Source organism: Vibrio sp. YMD68 (assembly GCF_029958905.1).
Taxonomy (GTDB): Bacteria; Pseudomonadota; Gammaproteobacteria; order Enterobacterales; family Vibrionaceae; genus Vibrio.
Genome location: NZ_CP124613.1, coordinates 847693 through 864185, shown reverse-complemented (window position 1 = coordinate 864185; position 16493 = coordinate 847693). Strand labels below are relative to the sequence as shown.

11 protein-coding genes are annotated in these 16493 nt (G+C 44.5%); 6 read left to right on the top strand and 5 right to left on the bottom strand.

The window, feature by feature from the left end; translation table 11 throughout:
• Positions 1 to 65: 65 nt before the first annotated feature.
• From QF117_RS03865 to QF117_RS03845, 5 genes are all read right to left on the bottom strand, one after another.
• Positions 66 to 2177: a carboxylesterase family protein gene (locus QF117_RS03865; RefSeq protein WP_282384768.1), complete on the bottom strand. Its 2112-nt coding sequence runs from the start codon at positions 2175 to 2177 to the stop codon at positions 66 to 68.
• A gap of 211 nt (positions 2178 to 2388) precedes the next feature.
• Positions 2389 to 4098, bottom strand: a complete 1710-nt coding sequence (locus tag QF117_RS03860; RefSeq protein WP_282384766.1) for a hypothetical protein — start codon at positions 4096 to 4098, stop codon at positions 2389 to 2391.
• A gap of 274 nt (positions 4099 to 4372) precedes the next feature.
• Positions 4373 to 5809: an FUSC family protein gene (locus QF117_RS03855; protein WP_282384764.1), complete on the bottom strand. Its 1437-nt coding sequence runs from the start codon at positions 5807 to 5809 to the stop codon at positions 4373 to 4375.
• Between the two features lie 21 nt (positions 5810 to 5830).
• Positions 5831 to 6697, bottom strand: a complete 867-nt coding sequence (locus tag QF117_RS03850; RefSeq protein ID WP_282384762.1) for an HlyD family secretion protein — start codon at positions 6695 to 6697, stop codon at positions 5831 to 5833.
• A gap of 11 nt (positions 6698 to 6708) precedes the next feature.
• Positions 6709 to 6921: a DUF1656 domain-containing protein gene (locus tag QF117_RS03845; protein WP_282384760.1), complete on the bottom strand. Its 213-nt coding sequence runs from the start codon at positions 6919 to 6921 to the stop codon at positions 6709 to 6711.
• 266 nt (positions 6922 to 7187) lie between these two features.
• On the opposite strand from QF117_RS03845, the gene pdxY reads away from it, so the two are divergent.
• The 6 genes from pdxY (at position 7188) to QF117_RS03815 (ending at position 16308) form a co-directional block, all read left to right on the top strand.
• Entirely contained in the window at positions 7188 to 8051 is an 864-nt protein-coding gene (gene pdxY / locus QF117_RS03840) for a pyridoxal kinase (RefSeq protein ID WP_282384759.1), read from the top strand.
• Positions 8052 to 8158: 107 nt separating this feature from the next.
• Positions 8159 to 9355, top strand: a complete 1197-nt coding sequence (locus QF117_RS03835; protein ID WP_282384757.1) for a patatin-like phospholipase family protein — start codon at positions 8159 to 8161, stop codon at positions 9353 to 9355.
• Positions 9356 to 9482: 127 nt separating this feature from the next.
• Positions 9483 to 10391 carry a LysR family transcriptional regulator gene (locus QF117_RS03830; protein WP_282384756.1) on the top strand — a complete coding sequence of 303 codons (909 nt, stop codon included), beginning with the start codon at positions 9483 to 9485 and terminating at the stop codon, positions 10389 to 10391.
• Between the two features lie 331 nt (positions 10392 to 10722).
• Complete coding sequence (locus tag QF117_RS03825) at positions 10723 to 12105, top strand: TolC family protein (protein WP_282384755.1); 1383 nt, start codon at positions 10723 to 10725, stop codon at positions 12103 to 12105.
• A gap of 18 nt (positions 12106 to 12123) precedes the next feature.
• Entirely contained in the window at positions 12124 to 13176 is a 1053-nt protein-coding gene (locus QF117_RS03820) for an efflux RND transporter periplasmic adaptor subunit (protein ID WP_282384753.1), read from the top strand.
• 3 nt (positions 13177 to 13179) lie between these two features.
• Positions 13180 to 16308: an efflux RND transporter permease subunit gene (locus QF117_RS03815; RefSeq protein ID WP_282384752.1), complete on the top strand. Its 3129-nt coding sequence runs from the start codon at positions 13180 to 13182 to the stop codon at positions 16306 to 16308.
• Positions 16309 to 16493 lie beyond the last annotated feature (185 nt).

The following is a 16493-nucleotide window of genomic DNA, read 5'->3' as shown; positions in this document are numbered from 1 at the left end:
ACCATGCGCAAGAGAAATCAACATCTCGTTACTTATGGTTGGAAGTTTACCGATTGTTTGTCTATTCAGTACGTCAATTCAGTGTCGATGGATGACTCAGCGGCTGAGCTCAAGACTTTTTCTAATCCGGTTAGACGACCGTTTCGCAATTCTGGATCAATGCCTTCATTTGAGTATCTATCCCAATCATACTCAAGGCCGATCTCACCCGCGTTATTGATCACCATGACGCTATCGCTCTCTGCGCTGTACTCATAGTCAGAAAACAGGGCGTCACTGAACCATAACCGAGACATTTGGTTCATCAGTGCTACTTCGTTTGAAGAGGGGTGAACTTCAGTACCGTCTAGTTTTACCGCTTTGTTAAACACAAATGGCAGTTCAGACGCATTACAAGCTCCGCTGATGCAGCCGATTGATTTCATCAGATCCCCAATGTCCAGAGCGCCTTCCGTCTCATATGTCCATACATTAAAGCTTGGATGATACCCAAAATGATAAAAGGTCACGGGCTGGTTCGATTGCATCGCTTTAGAGCGAACTGGGCCAGCAAACACAACATCGTTCAGTAATTGCTTGAACTCAGCCATGTTACTCACTGCCCCACCTAATTGGTCTTCCGGGTTTGGAGCATAGTCTGTCAATGCAAGAACTGTGTTGGTGTCTTCGATATGGCCTAACCCAAAAAATAACGTCGTAACGGCTTCATAAGCACTGCTTGGAAGTAGCTCCAACACATCCTCAAGCTCTATCTGTGCTTGTATTTCTTCAGCCGTTAATGACTCGAACTCTTGCTCTAATGCGGCTACGTTACTTGAAGAACTAAGCCAGTCTGATAACGCTAGTGCGATTGTCTCTGGATCATCAGAATTGAAAACCTCACTATCTAGGTTACTGATCAGTTCTATTACTGTCGGAATTAGGAACGTCAAACTTGGTAACATACCGAAGCTATTTGATTCTTCACTGTTTACACCCAGTACTGTTGGAACCGTGAAGTCAGTTTGAGACGGCTGCACCATTAAGTGGTGCCCATATGCTTCGCCAATTAACGGCTTTTTATATTCAATGTACGGAGCAAAAGACATAAGATTAGCCATTGGTGTATCTTCGCCTAAAACTTTTGATGTCAGGCAGAGAGCGCCATAATCAGCTTTATCGAGATCAATACAATCTAACCCTGTCCACGCTCCGATTTGATTCAATGGATTCAGTATTTGGGCTTGAACTTTCATCAAGTCTTGCAAAGACAGCGATTCTGTATCCTGAGTACCATACAATTCCATACTGTAGCTCTGAACTTTACTCGCTAAGTCTTTCGCTTGAGTATAATTACGGTAATCAAATCCATAGGGATTACTCTGCATAACCGCACGTTGGAAATAGTTGTTCGTTTCACCCGTTACTGGCTCCCCAGACTCTTGCTGCTGCAAAATACCGACAGACATTGCCCCTGCCCCTTGCCCCATGAGTACAACATTGTCCGGGTTGCCACCAAAGTCTGCGATATTCTGGTTGATCCATTCTAGCGCTCTTTTTTGATCGCCAAGACCATAGTTTCCGCCTTTAGGATTGGTTTTCCCATCCACCCACATACTTCCCAATAGCCCCAGTCGGTAATTAAAGGTAACCGCTATAAACGGTTGCTCGTCGGATACGCCTTGAGCAACGACGGTATCGCCATTAATGATGGCATCAGAACCTGCGCCATATTCAAAGTCTCCACCGTGAATAAAGACATACACGGGTAATGGCTCTGAGCCATTGGTCTCCGCAGGACGCCAAATATTAAGGTTCAAGCAATCTTCAGACTGCACTTGCTTGGTTGTTTTAAGTTGTGGGCACACTGGGCCAAATTGTGTCGCATCTATAGCACCATTAGCACTGTCTTCTAATTGACGGAATTGACTGTGCTGAAAACGCTGCTGGTCGGCGTAAGTGATTCCTTTAAACGTTTCAATGGATACGCGTTGCTCGTCACCGGCTAAGGTATTGATCACAACAGACTCTCTATTTGCCAAAAGAGTCGAGTCCCCGATGGATAGTGAAACCTGCTCGGTTGGCAATGGTTGAAGTGGTTCTGGCTTAATAGGACGAGAGCTTGTTTCATCACTGCCACACGCAGAAAGAGCAACAGTGATAGCGACAGCAATGAGTGAGCGATGCGTTAAATTCATGGTTATACCCGTAAATGTGTTCGGCCATCTGACCTGATATTGGTATCATCAATCCTGAGATTCCCTATGCTCAGCCACGCTCGTTCCTGGAGTATTTGAAGTGTTTTTCTTTATGGTGCGATATTAATTCATTCGTTAAATTTGAGTGAATCGCTTATGTAGGATGCGACCCTACCTGTACTGACTAGCGTGTGTGAATTTTGGGGTTTATTTAAAAGCGGTACCCTAAATTCAGCGTCGCTGAGCTGCGTGTTTCACCAGTGTTGTAGAGGAAGGTTAAGTTATAGTGTTTACCTATTTGTTTATTGAAGCCCACAAGATACGCCCATGGCTCCATATCGACACCAATATGATAATTGAAGGTTTCTCCACCAATTTCTATACCATCCAGGGTTCCGTCCATATAGGGTTTCAACCCCTGATATTCAGCACCAACAAAAATTTGCGCACGGTAATCAACCAACTGATAACCTAACATAGGCTGGATTGTGGCAATTGGGTCTCCCCAGTTATCGGCCCCTTTCAGGCGTGTCGCACTGTAAGTCCCAGTGACCGAGGCAAAGAACTCTCGATACCCAACAGAAAGAGTCGTGCCAACGCCCACAACGTCATACTCCAGGTGCAGCGGTACATTGACACGACCACTGTTGCAGAGAGCGCCAATTTTTTCGATATCGCAGAATGCATTGCCTAAACCCTGCAGTTTATCGTTCAACTTATCTTTAATTCCTTGTCCAATCCCTCCGGTATATTCCGCATCCACATTCGCGTCTACGTTGACCTTACCTAAAACTCCATAGACGTTCCAAAACGGCAGAATATTCACATCTCCTCGTATCGATAGACTTTCGGCTTGTACGCTGCCGATTGATTCCGATGCATCAAACAAGTCATTAAGATCAACGCCCATAACGTTAAAATCGGTAAAACCAAAATCCATATTCTGGTTTCGGTACGCAACTGAGACGCCATAGGGCAATGGAATATCTATACCTTGTCTGCGAACCATATCGCCCATTAATGGAAACACACTGTCGAGTTTCACTTGCACTTCTCTAACTCTTGGATCCGATACTTCCGTTAAAAGTGCTTGGTTCAATACGCTGACTCCGTTGGTATCTTCATAGAAAGCAACAGGCTCTGTCGTCGACACCATTGTCACAGGCTTATTTTTCCGAGTACCGGAAGCTTCTATGTCTTTCTTCGCAATAATGACTTTACCGCTGGCTAATTCAGTAAACGTGATCGTTTGTTGGTAGTGATCGACCGCGTACTTTCCATATTGAAACGGCTTGCTGTTGCTGATCATCATTTTTATCGGCGTACCGTCTTTCACTTCTATCGTTACGGTAAGAAACCTGAAATAGGCGATGTCCTGTGGTAAACCGTACTTCGAATAGTTGAACTTCACTTCAACCACACCGTCATCTCGTTCTGTCGCTGTGACACTTTTTGGATCATAGCTTTGGGCATAATTACGCAAGCGATATTCGGTTCGGGTGTAGTTTTCAATCTCGTTAATCATGCTTTTTTCGTCAGCAATCTCACCGGCCTTGTATTTAACACGTAAGTCGATATTACCCTTGGTATCGGTGTTCTTGACCAAAAAGACCGACAGCTCACTGATCTCATCACCGACTTGAACAAAACGTTTCGCATGCTCAACAAGATGCTCACCTTGCACCAACGAACTTAAACCCAATTTAGGAAGGTCATCGTCTATACCATATTTTTGAAAGATCTTTTGCCCTTCAGACATAGGGTTCACGTCGGCATGAATCTCTTTCGCTGCAAGTGTATCTGTAGAAAAGGCGTTAGCGGAGAATGTGCCAGTGGAAAAGGCCAAAACAATCGTGCCAGCAACCATAGAGATAGAGCGCTTAGTATTTTTAGTCTTGTTATATTTCGATAAAAGTGTCATATCTTTTTCTCTCGACTGATGCTCAAGGCTATGAGAATCCAGCGGTATATAATCTAGCGAACACCCTTGTTCTGCTGTATTTTTTATCAAGAGCCTAGGTGTTCCAAGCCAATTGGCGCGTACACAGGTGTCTTGTCAATGAGAGAATTCTATTGAAGAACTGGATTATCGGTTAATCGCATATGATGGATGGCGTCCTCACCTGCATAGCGCGGATAAAAAAGCCTCCACATTAATCATGCAGAGATTTAATCAGATCACCCTCCCCGTGAACTCACGAGAAAACAGGTTCGGTTCGCACTTTAAATAGTCTGATGTAAAAACTGGACACTCCTAACGTCACAAGAACACAAGTGATCATCACGAGTGGCGTGACGATCTCATAGGAAGGCGTTAATTGAAGCGCTCCCATGGTAAACACCACCAACAAATTTCCCCCCAGTACTTTCTGGATGGCTAAATCAGGAATATTGCCCACTTTCCACACCAAGATGCTATTTACAAAATAGAATACCGACAGCTGCCAAGCCTGAGTCAGTTCCGGCATGATGAGGACGTATTCACCAAGAAAAATGGCCCCCCAAGCCAGTACCCCAAAACTTGCATGCTTGATTGCGTTGTCCGGCAAGGTTACGAGAACATTGGCAAATATAGAGGCGACCATGGGCATAATGTAACCACCCGGCATTGGCAACAAAACCCACAATGCGAAACATGTTAACTGGATACTGACCGCTTTCACGACTCTAAGAATCCGTTGTTTCAACGGCAGCGCAAAAGCTGACGACGGTACATCGGGTCGGGGACAGTCTGTTTCGGTTCTCATCAACCAAGCCGACAATTTTGCATGGGTACTTTTAGGCGACATCAAGCTTAACGACAACAAGGCGTGACCTTCCGCTATATGGGCTTGGACACCAGATTGCTCCGGGTTGTTATGGTGCACATCCAGCAGAAAATCGATCTGTGTAATTGCCCGTACGATAAGTCGCCACGTTGCTCTTTCTTCATGTAACCGATGGCTCCCATTTAAGGGAAGGCTCAGAATATCGTTCAGTTTGGCTAAGCGCCGATGTTGCTCATTTTGATTCTCTTTCCACTGACTGCGGGTGTTCAGGTTATGATGATACCCGCGTCTTGCACTATCTGCTTTCCCATGTCGATGTGGATCAAGCTCAAAGCCCGCACACTGATGAAGCTGGCTCAAGGTTTCCCGAATTAAACTAAAAAAGAGATCTTCTGTTTTTCTCGGCCAGATAAAACGAAAAACCAGAGTGTACACAATGACGCCTAGTAACGTTTCTTGAAAGCGCAATACCGCGATATTAAAGGTCGTTACGCTGTCGAAACCGCCAATACATGAAATAATGGTGCAAACCACAAAGCCAATAGTAAATGCATAGCCCAGTCTGTTATGTGATGACATAAAAACACACAGCGCTAAAAACATCGTCAAAAAGAAAACAAATAAAGCATGGTCTTGAGCAAACATTATTAATAAAAATGTCGCATAACCTGTCCCCAAAATCGTTCCGAGGATCCGGTTCTGTCCTTTCTTGACCGCGTGAGAATAACTTTCATTGGCAGCGACAATAAACACGGTAATGGCGGCCCAATAGGGCTTATCCCAACCTAGCCACAAAGCGGTTATGATCGCCAAGGAAACGGCAATGCCCACTTTGATCGCTTCTTTGCTCGATTCACTGTACATCTTCTTCCCTTAGCATTGAGTTCAGTTGCCTTTAATAATCTTGATCGACGCAGTTGCACCGACTCGCAGTTGAATCTCTTCTGGCACGTTTGTTAATTTCACTTTTACTGGAATACGTTGCGCTAAACGGATCCATTGAAAGTTTGGATTTACATTCGGTAAGAGATCGTTTCCTGTACTACCGTCTTGTTTCGCTATCCCGTAACCTATGCTTTTGATTTCTCCGTCAAGTGACACTTCTTTGTGAGTCAGTAGGGTAACCATTGCGCGATCTTGTGGATCAACGCCTTGTAAATCTGTTTCTTTGAAAAAGCCCTCTATCCAGAAACTGTGTTCATCAATCAATGCCACTACTGGGCTATTGGCAATCACTTGAGAACCGACCCTTAACGTAAAGTTCGTTATGTAACCATCCGCAGGCGCATACACTTTGGTAAAGGATAAGTTCAATTCAGCTTCGTCAACCATCGCCTTTGCGATCTCTTGATTGGCTTTTGCCGTTTCTACCGCAACCTCCAAATTGTTGAGCGTCAATATCGGTAAGGATCCTGGAGTCAGGCGTTCTAGGTTAAGTGCCCTTGTCTCTTCATTTTGAGATTTTTTTAGCAGAGCACTGGCTTGGTGCAGAGACGCCTGTGCTTTATGTAGAGCCGTTCGGTAAACACTGTCGTCAATCTCAAACAGTAATTCGCCCTGTTTGACTCTTGAGTTATCTTGAATGTGAACGTCGACAACCTGTCCCGTCACTCGTGGTGTAATTTCAATAATGTACGCTCGAACCTGTCCATCTCTTGTCCATGGGTTTTCAGTATATAGGTTGTACTGCGTAATCAGGCCATACCCTGCTACTAACGCGAGTATGGTAGTGAGTAGATAACGTTTAATCACTGATTGTTCCTCTATAGAACAGGGATAAAATGGCTAATGACAACCATCAAGATAATCATGAGGCTTAGATCAACAATCGCTGGTGCAGCAAAATGTTTATACAAACCAAACTTGCTGCCAAGTACAGCGATCGTGCTGGTCAGGGCATAAGCAAGCGCACTAACAAGCAGTAATGGTGGGAGGTATATCTCTCCGAAAATAAGTTCATGGGGCATTGAATTCAACGTTTGCTCGGATACTTTTAGGGACATTGAGTGAAGAATATAAGCAGCGCGTCATTGGCCGAAATCGCATATGATGGATAACACCCTACAAACAGCCATACCTACCATTCATCACCTACACGACAAGCTTTGCTATGAGACACACGTCATTGGTAGGGTTCGATCCTCTATTTGAGATTTATCCGATTCATTGTTGCTCATTATTATGGTGGCCTTGATGCCAATTCAACGTGTTACTTGGCGGATGTTCATCTGAGGAAACCTTAATGAAAGGTATTATGTCTATTCAATCGCACTTTGTTTTCAGCCATAGTGGAAACAATTCGGCTGTCTTTCCAATGCAGCGAATGGGAGCGGAAGTATGGCCCATACATATTGGCCAATACTCAAATCACACTCACTACGACCAAAAAATTGCGGGGCATCACTACGCCGCTGGCGATATACTCGAATTAGTGACTGGGGTGGACAACATCGGCCAGCTAGATCGTTGCGCTGCGGTTGTTTCTGGTCACATTGGCACGATTGAACAAAGCAACGCGATAGCAGACGTCGTGACTCTGGTTAAACAAAAGAACTCACAAGCACTTTATATCAGCCATCCAATGATCGAGTTAGACAATAAAAAAAAGCCAATCATCACCCCTTCTACGACAAAAATCATCCGTGATCTCAGTGATATTGCGGATGCTTTGGTCATCGGGCGTGATGAATTATCTTTGTTGGTGGAAATGAGCATCAGCACGTTGGAAGACGCGATATCAGCTTGCCAAAAAGTCATGGATAAAGGCCCGAAATTTATTCTTCTGAAAAATTTCCCAGGCTTTGACGACCTCAATTCAACCATGATGCTCAGTACCCCCAAAGCCTGTTATTTGGCTCATCGGCCTTATGTCCATTTTGATAAACCTGTCGTGGGCATCGACGAAATCATTACCGGCCTATTTACCGCCGGATTAGTCAAAGGAATGTCACCATTTCTCGCTTTTGAGCATGCCAATAATGCCGCTTACGGCGTATTAAAAATCACGGAAGAACTGGACGGGTGGGAGTTGGACATCATTAGGGCACAAAACGAGTTTATTGAACCCAGTTATCACTTCCACCCAATGAAAGTGGCATCCAGTTAAAGTCACGCTCAATTAACACTGTACTTTAACAAAGACGCTGGCTTTAAAGAGCAGTGAATCCATTAACATCACTAAAAGGAGTCAGTGATCAACAAAAGAGTCGAGCCATGAAACGCAAAACATCGTCCCCTATATTTCTATTTGTCACACTGTTTTTAACGGCGTGTAGCTCGCCACACACCTTAGAGACGCGTGTCACCGAAGACAACTACCGATCCGTTTCTATTTCGGCCGTATCGAATCAAATAGAACAAGAATCGCAACAAACAGAAGAGCCTTACCGTTTTTGGTTTACTGAATCTTTAGATTTTCTCTACGATGAATCGACTCAGTCAACGCCGTTGCACGTGGATGGTGATCGCTTGAATATTCTAGCTCTATCAGGCGGTGGTGCAAACGGTGCATTTGGAGCAGGCGTGATCAACGCACTGTACGACAATGATCAGCTTGAAGACTATACCGTTGTTACAGGGATCAGTGCTGGCGCTTTGGTCGCCCCGTTTGTTTTTGTCGGTGGCGAGGATATACCAAGACTTAAAGAGGTCATGTTAGGCATCAATGACACCATGCTATTGGGTAAGCAAAACTGGTTAAACACCCTTTTCAAAGACGCGTTCACCAATGGGGAAAGCCTCTATGGTTTTATTGAAAGTGTCTATACCCCAGAAATGATCCAAAAAATCGCACTAAAACATCAATCTGGGCAACGCCTGTTTGTTGGTACGACTCAGTTTGACTCTGAAAGACTCATGGTTTGGAACATTGGTCGTATAGCAGAAAGTAATCTCCCTAACAAAATCGGCTTGATACACCAAGTGTTGGCGGCCAGTGCTTCCATTCCTGGTGTGTTCCCACCTCAATTCATTGAGGTGATTGAGAAGAATAAACACTATGAAGAGTTGCACGTCGACGGAGGGCTAGCGACACAGATGTTTTTCGACATTGCACAAACAGATTTCACGAAAGTCAGTCACGCGCTTGGCTTATCGACGAAACCCCAAGTCCATGTGATCCGCAATGGTGTCTTTAATCTGCCCTACCAAGCGATACCGGACAAAGGCATATCACTGCTTTCACGCAGCCTACAAAGCATGACCGTTAGACAAGCTAGAGGCGACCTATACCGAATGATGTACCTCTCTCAGCTTAGTGACTTGGATGTGTCTTTCACTTACATGGGTGAGGATTTCAATGGCTCCAAAGCGACAAAAGACATGTTCGATCTACAATATATGAAAGCTCTATATGAGTATGGTTACCAGAAGGTAGACCCAAGCGGGCCTTGGACAACAGTGATCCCTTAATCCCAAAATGGATGAACGTCCAAGCCAATTACGTGACGGAAATATGGCATTAACCCTCCGGCCAGCCTAGCATTTTTATTAATAGATGATATGTTCTAAAAAGGAACTTTATAAGAGAGCATAGGATATGAATTTTAGTCTAGAGCAGCTTCTAGCATTTGTGACGGTATACGAGCAACTTTCTTTCAGCAAAGCCGCCGTCCAATTGAATAAACACCGTACGACCATTGGTCAGGTAATTACCAATTTGGAAGACCAACTTGCTGTGACTCTCTTTAATCGCATTGGGCGTTCCGTCGAACCTACCGAAGATGGGCACTTGTTGTACCATTATGCTCGGCAGGCGCTTTCTCAAGCGCAAGTGTTCGATAAGGTAGCGCTAAGCCTTTCATATGGGGCAATGGAAAGCGTAACCATTGCCTACCCTAGTATTTTGCCACACCGCATCTTATCGAATATCCGAGTTCAACTGGCTAAAGATTTCCCTATGATGCGAGTGAACTTCTTAGTCCGAACAAAACAAGAGATCAAGGAAGGGATAGAAAGTGGTGACTTTCATTTTGGGTTGGCTAATATCCATAAAAGCTCAGCCATTCAGAATTTTGATACCACGTTTCTAGGCCATATTGAGTTTGTTCCTTTTGCACAAAAAGGCAGTGAATTAGCACAACTACCCGAAGATAAAGTGTTTGGCGCTTTACAAAGCAGCCGTCAATTTGTTCTTAAATCACTCGTTGATGAAGGGATGAAAGAGAAACTGTTGGTGTCAGCCCACCATGAAGACGTCGATCAGCTTGCTTTAGTGATCAAATTAGTCCAAGAAGGATTAGGTTGGGCATGGCTACCCAAAGTCCTGTCAGAATCTGAGTACGTGACCGACAACATTCAAGAAATCAAAGTCAGTCAGATGAAAAATGGGTTCAAATTTCCGATCTCGCTATGGTCACCACACTCAAAGCAAGTTGGCGTGGTGAGAAAATCCATTTCAAAAGCCATCGAGCAATACATCACCCACTTTCGTGAATTACAGAACTAGCCCCTTATTCACTCTTGAGGCACGACGTAACTATCCATAAAAAGGCTCGGTACGTCGTGCCATAGAAAGTGCCTTGGGCATTTTTCTCCAGCTCAACCGCCTAGCGTGCGTCATATTCCTCCAACGTTATCCTATTAAACTTATCTTAAAAACCCTCTATATAGCACACATCACACTACCGCTTTGCTGTCATCAAATGACCTATTCCCCCCTTTACTGAGCGTCTATTCTTCCAATCGCAAAAACACGCGACACGATTCAAATAGATAGGGAGAGCTACTTGAATCGTTAGATCGTACTTATTTACTCGCTAAAATATATTGATAGGAACATGATGAATAGAAAATTATCTCGCTTAATACTCTCTTTAATAGCGGCAGGCTCGTTTTCTACACACGCAGCAAGTAACCACTCCACCTACAACAGTTCCACCAACACCACCGATTTAGAAAATCTCTATAATCTCGCGATTCAAAACGATCCGTTACTTCGGACCGCAGAACTTACTCGACAGAAATCAAGCTTTGCTATTGATGGAGAGAAAGGACGCCTACTGCCTCAAATTAATGCTTATTTTAACCTAAGTGCCTTCGTAGATTCAGAGTCTGTAGAATCGACTTATGGCGGCAATGGTGCGATAGGTAATGTGGGTATCACCCTAAGTCAATCTATCTACACGCCTGCGGTGCAAGCCGGTATTGCTATAGCAGGTAAAAACAATGAAAGTGCCGAACTTCTTGTCACAAAAGCGCATGAAGCGCTCATATATCGAACCACAAAGAGTTACTTTGATGTGCTTAGAAACCAAGCATTACTCGAAACGGCTAAAGCCAACGAAGAAGCGCTAGGGCAATACCTGAGCATCACCCAACACCGTAATAAAGCTGGCACGTCTTCAGAAATAGATCTATTGCAAGCTCAAGCACGTAAAGATCAATCTGAAGTCGCGGTATTGGAAGCGGAAGTACAATATCAGCTTGCACTTGATGCTTTGCAAACTTTATCTGGTCAAGAATTTCAAGCAGTTCAACCTTTAAAAACCGATTCTTATGCTGCTCACTTTCCTAATTCGGCGTCTGGAATGTCTTGGCTTGACGCATCAATGTCCAATAATCGAGATATTCAACTAGCTGGGGTCGCTGTCGAACGATCCAAAATCGAATTAAGTCGAGCAAAAGCGGGTCACAAACCGACAATTTCACTGCAAGCGCGCTTAAACCAACGATTCCTAGGAGACATAGAGTCGACGGCAACTGGGAATAGTATTGATAACAATGAATCTCTAACTTCTGGTGATTTAGCGCTAGTGATGAATGTACCTATTTACAGTGGGTCTTCGTTAACGGCTTTTGTGGATATCGCCAACAGCGATGTCGATATAGCGTACCAAATCCTAGAGCAGTCACGTCGTGAAACACACCAAAATATCCGTTTTGCCCTACGCCTTGCCGAATCATCGATAAAGAAAGTGGGTGCATTCCAACGCAACGTAAACTCACAAGAAAAAGCGCTCATTTCCGTTCAAAAAGGCTATGAGTTGGGCGCTCGAAATATGAGTGAAGTGCTGGATTCCACCCGTGATTATTACCTTTCTGAATCACAACTCTACAACGCTTACTTTACCTATATTGAAAGCGCACTGCTGGTGAAATTTCTTGCCGGTGAAATCTCAGATCAAGATATTCGTTCATTGAACGCCAGTATCAAAAAATAACCATTGTTTAGGAAAACCATGATGAATAAAACTCATATGCTTTGCGTATTAGCAACGGCAGTGTCTAGTATGTCTTACGCTGCTGGCGCTCCGGTTACCGCGGTGGAAGCAGAGCTTACCGCAATCAACCCTAGCAAAAACATTATTGCTAGATTCGAGTCTCAAGCACACACTTCAATTACCCCTAGAGTCACCGGTTATCTAATTGAACAGTCGGTAAAAGATGGCGCTTTGGTTAAAAAAGGGGATGTACTATTTATCCTCGATAGCACCATATATGTGCATAATCTGAGTTTTGCAAAAGCCCATGTTAAGCAAGCTCAAGCTGCATACAAAAGTGCTCAACTGCATTATCAACGAGTGGTACAGCTACAGGGTCCAGGGGGCTCAACGCTGTCAGATTTAGAACTTGCACAAGCTCAATTAGACTCGGCGCAAGGCTCTTTAGTCGCGGCTGAAGTCAATTTAGAAAAAGCAAACTACGACATCGAATCGACAATAATCAGAGCCCCTTACGATGGTCAAGTCGGTAAATCCAAAGTGTCTATCGGCGATCAGGTTTCTCCTGCGTCAGGTGCCCTGATCGATATTGTTCAGTTATCACCAATGAATGTCACTTTCAACATGGATTATGCGACGTATCAATCTTTTGAGTTGGATAATGCCGAGACTTCTTCAGTGAAGCTCACAGAGAACCAAACCGCTACTGAAGTTAATTATGTCGCGAACAAGGTAAACCCAACAGCCGGGACTATCCAAGTGTCAGCCTCTTTTGATAATCATCTTTTGGGTTTCAAGCCGAATAATGTCACCTACGTCACCGTTGAAAATACTCAGTCAGTCTATGGCTTTTGGGTGCCCCAATCTGCACTTATGCAAGACATGACCATTCAATACGTCTATATCATTGATGATAATGGCACAGCACAACGTCGCAATGTTCAAGTAACGAAACAAGATAAAGGACAAGCGTTTATTACTGAAGGGATTGAAACAGGAAGCCAAATCATTACCGATGGCTTAATTCGCGTTCGACCTAATGCACCCGTTAGCGTGCAAAACGAGGAATAATTCATGTTGAGTCGCTTTTTTATATTTCGGCCAAAATTTGCCTTTGTCATTTCGATTGTTTTAACCCTAATAGGGGCGATTGCGATCAAACTGATGCCAATTTCTGAATACCCTGAAATTACCCCCCCTGTGATTAACGTTGTCGCCTTGTACCCTGGAGCAAGTGCGGAAACCATTGAGCAGGTCATCGCAGCACCAATAGAAAAAGAAGTCAACGGCGTTGATAAAATGCTGTATATGGACTCCCGTGCTGCCAATGACGGTACTTATATCCTGAAAGTGACATTCGAGATCGGTACCGATCCCGATATGGCACAAGTCAACGTACAAAACCGCGTCGCTGCCGCCCTATCTGCGCTTCCTCCTATCGTGAACAACCTAGGTGTCCGAGTTAAGAAAGCGTCATCAGATACGTTAATGGCGATTGCGATTCATTCTCCAAATGGAAGTTATGACCGCCAGTATTTGGACAACTGGATGGCCTTGAATTTGGCTGACCGCCTTTCTCGTGTGGCGGGCGTGGGCGACATGACATTGCTCGGTACTGAGTATGCAATGCGAGTCTGGTTAGATGTCGACAAAATGACAGCTCTAGGGCTTTCTACTCGCGAAATCAATAACGCGATTAGCGATCAAAATAGCCAATTCCCAGTTGGTAAACTCGGCGCCGGTCCATTCGATGACGACCGCATGCTGCAAATCCCTTTGCTAAGTCAAGGCCGTTTAGAAACCGTTGAAGAGTTTGAAAGCATCATCGTGAGAACGCAAACTGACGGCTCTAATATCTACCTGCGTGATATTGCGGATATTGAATTGGGTGACAATCGATACGAAACCAATACGGTACTTAACGGAAACCCAGCCGCACTAATGACGGTGTCTCTGGCACCTGGCGCTAATGCACTAGAAACAGGTAAAGGGGTGAAAGAGTTACTGAGTACCATGCAATTCCCCGATGACGTGACGTATGCATTCCCATTTGATGTGACTGAATTCGTCTCTGATTCTATTTACACAGTGACAGAAACACTGGTTATCGCCATCATTTTGGTTATTTTGGTCACCTACTTATTTTTAGGAAGTTTGCGTGCGACCTTGGTACCAGCGATTGCTATTCCTGTTTCTTTAGTTGGTACGTTCTTCTTCATGCACACCTTTGGCTTTACGATCAATACCATTACTATGTTTGGCATGATCTTGGCGATTGGTATCGTGGTCGATAACGCTATTTTGGTTATCGAGAACGTAGAAAGTGTGATGCACAAAAACCCGGACTTTTCGTCGGCAAAAGCGACGTATGTTGCTATGCAAGAAGTGACGGGGCCTATTATCGCGTCGACATTAGTGATGCTTGCTGTGTTTGTCCCAATCAGCTTGTTACCTGGGATCACTGGTGTCATGTTTGCGCAGTTCAGTGTGACGTTATGCATCTCTTTGGTCATTTCAGCGGTGAATGCTTTAACCTTGTCACCTGCATTATGTTCGCTGATCATGAAGCGTGAAGACCCAGCGAAATGGTTTATCGCTTTCAATCGTGGTTTTGACAAAATCACTGCCATTTACGGTAAAGCGGTTTCTATTGTGGTACGGAAAACAGCCGTACTCGCTATCGTCTTCGGCGGTACTATTCTTGCCACGTACCTACTTAACCAATCGGTACCGACTGCTTTTGTTGAATCGGAAGATAAAGGAGCGATGCTCGCGCTAGTACAACTCCCAGATGGCGCTTCACTTAACCGAACCAATGATGTGCTCAAGCAAGCAACGGACATCATTGTTAACGACCCCGCAGTGGAATTAGTCGGCGGTGCTGGCGGTTTTAGTGCGTTATCCCTTTCTATGCAATCTAACAGTGCCACCTTATTTATTGCCCTTAAGTCGTGGGATGAACGTAAGCAACTAGAAGGTAGCCACACCGTCTTTGATGTACAGGCTCGATTGAACGGACAGCTAAGCCGCGTAGTTGGTGGCGTGATAATGACAATCGCACCTCCAGCAATCCCAGGTATCGGTTCCGGCTCTAACCTAGAATACATGTTGCAAAACAGCTCTGGTGCAAGCCAAGTTGAATTGTCCAATACCGCTCAAAATCTGATTGCAAAGCTAAATGCAGCACCTGAAATTGGCCGTGCTTATACTTTGTTCCGTGCCAACGTACCACACTACTACATCGACGTTGATCGTGAAAAAGCGCGTCAATATGGCGTATCAGTTACTGCGGTAAATGACACTCTAATGACGTACCTAGCCTCTTCACGTGGTGGTGATTTCTCTTTGTGGGGCAATACCTTCTACATCACTTTGCAAGCTAAGGCAGAACAACGTATTGGTATCGAAAACCTAAAAGATATCCACGTTAAAACTGCGTCTGGTGAAATGTTACCTATTTCCACCATTGCCAAAGTAGAGCCGCGTCTGGAAGCGGATATTGCATCAAAATATAACATGCTTTCAGCGACTAAAATCTATATCGCCCCTGCTCCTGGTTTCTCTTCAGGGCAAGCAATGGCAGTAGTTGAAGACATCTCTAGTGCTGAACTGGGTGCCGGTTATGGCTACGAATGGACAACAATGGCATTGCAAGAGAAAATGGCTGGTAACGCCATCGTTTTTGCCTTCATCTTTGCGATCGTCTTTATGTACCTATTTTTGGTGGCTCAGTACGAATCTTGGGCACTACCCGCCGCTATTATCATTGCAGCACCTTCCGCTGCCCTAGGTGCTTATCTCGCGCTTTCTCTAACCGGCCTAGCGATGACTCTTTACGGTCAAATCGGTTTGATTCTGCTCATTGCTTTAGCCGCAAAGAATGCCATTTTGATTGTTGAGTTTGCCAAAATTCAGCGAGAAGAACATGGTCTGAGCATCGAAGACGCAGCAGAGAAAGGCGGGACTATGCGTTTCCGCGCAGTCAATATGACCTCATGGTCTTTTATCTTGGGTATTTTGCCGCTCGCCTTTGCCTCTGGTCCCGGTTCGATTGCACAAAACGGCACAGGTCTCACCCTACTAGGCGGGATTCTTTGTGTGCTCGTGCTAGGGGTGGTGATTACTCCTGGATTCTACGCCGTATTCCAACGACTCAGAGAGCGTTTTAATGGTGCAAAACAAGTGAATATTTCTCTCGATTAGCAGGGAAAACACCACTACCAATACCAATTACAGTCAGTACGTGGTTATAAATAGCATAGAAAAAGTGCGCGATAGCAGGTGTCAACTTTACATAAGTGACTGTTATAAAATGATAACTTTAACTAAGTCACCAAGTTTTCTAACAAGCTAGAATGCCCCTTCATTGACTGTAATTGGTAGTATAA

What these genes read in the sequence shown, in the direction of transcription:
- QF117_RS03865 (WP_282384768.1), bottom strand. Translation starts at nt 2,177, where the DNA reads ATGAATTTAACGCATCGCTCACTCATTGCTGTCGCTATCACTGTTGCT.
- QF117_RS03860 (WP_282384766.1), bottom strand. Translation starts at nt 4,098, where the DNA reads ATGACACTTTTATCGAAATATAACAAGACTAAAAATACTAAGCGCTCT.
- QF117_RS03855 (WP_282384764.1), bottom strand. Translation starts at nt 5,809, where the DNA reads ATGTACAGTGAATCGAGCAAAGAAGCGATCAAAGTGGGCATTGCCGTT.
- pdxY (WP_282384759.1), top strand. Translation starts at nt 7,188, where the DNA reads ATGAAAGGTATTATGTCTATTCAATCGCACTTTGTTTTCAGCCATAGT.
- QF117_RS03835 (WP_282384757.1), top strand. Translation starts at nt 8,159, where the DNA reads ATGAAACGCAAAACATCGTCCCCTATATTTCTATTTGTCACACTGTTT.
- QF117_RS03830 (WP_282384756.1), top strand. Translation starts at nt 9,483, where the DNA reads ATGAATTTTAGTCTAGAGCAGCTTCTAGCATTTGTGACGGTATACGAG.
- QF117_RS03825 (WP_282384755.1), top strand. Translation starts at nt 10,723, where the DNA reads ATGATGAATAGAAAATTATCTCGCTTAATACTCTCTTTAATAGCGGCA.
- QF117_RS03820 (WP_282384753.1), top strand. Translation starts at nt 12,124, where the DNA reads ATGATGAATAAAACTCATATGCTTTGCGTATTAGCAACGGCAGTGTCT.
- QF117_RS03815 (WP_282384752.1), top strand. Translation starts at nt 13,180, where the DNA reads ATGTTGAGTCGCTTTTTTATATTTCGGCCAAAATTTGCCTTTGTCATT.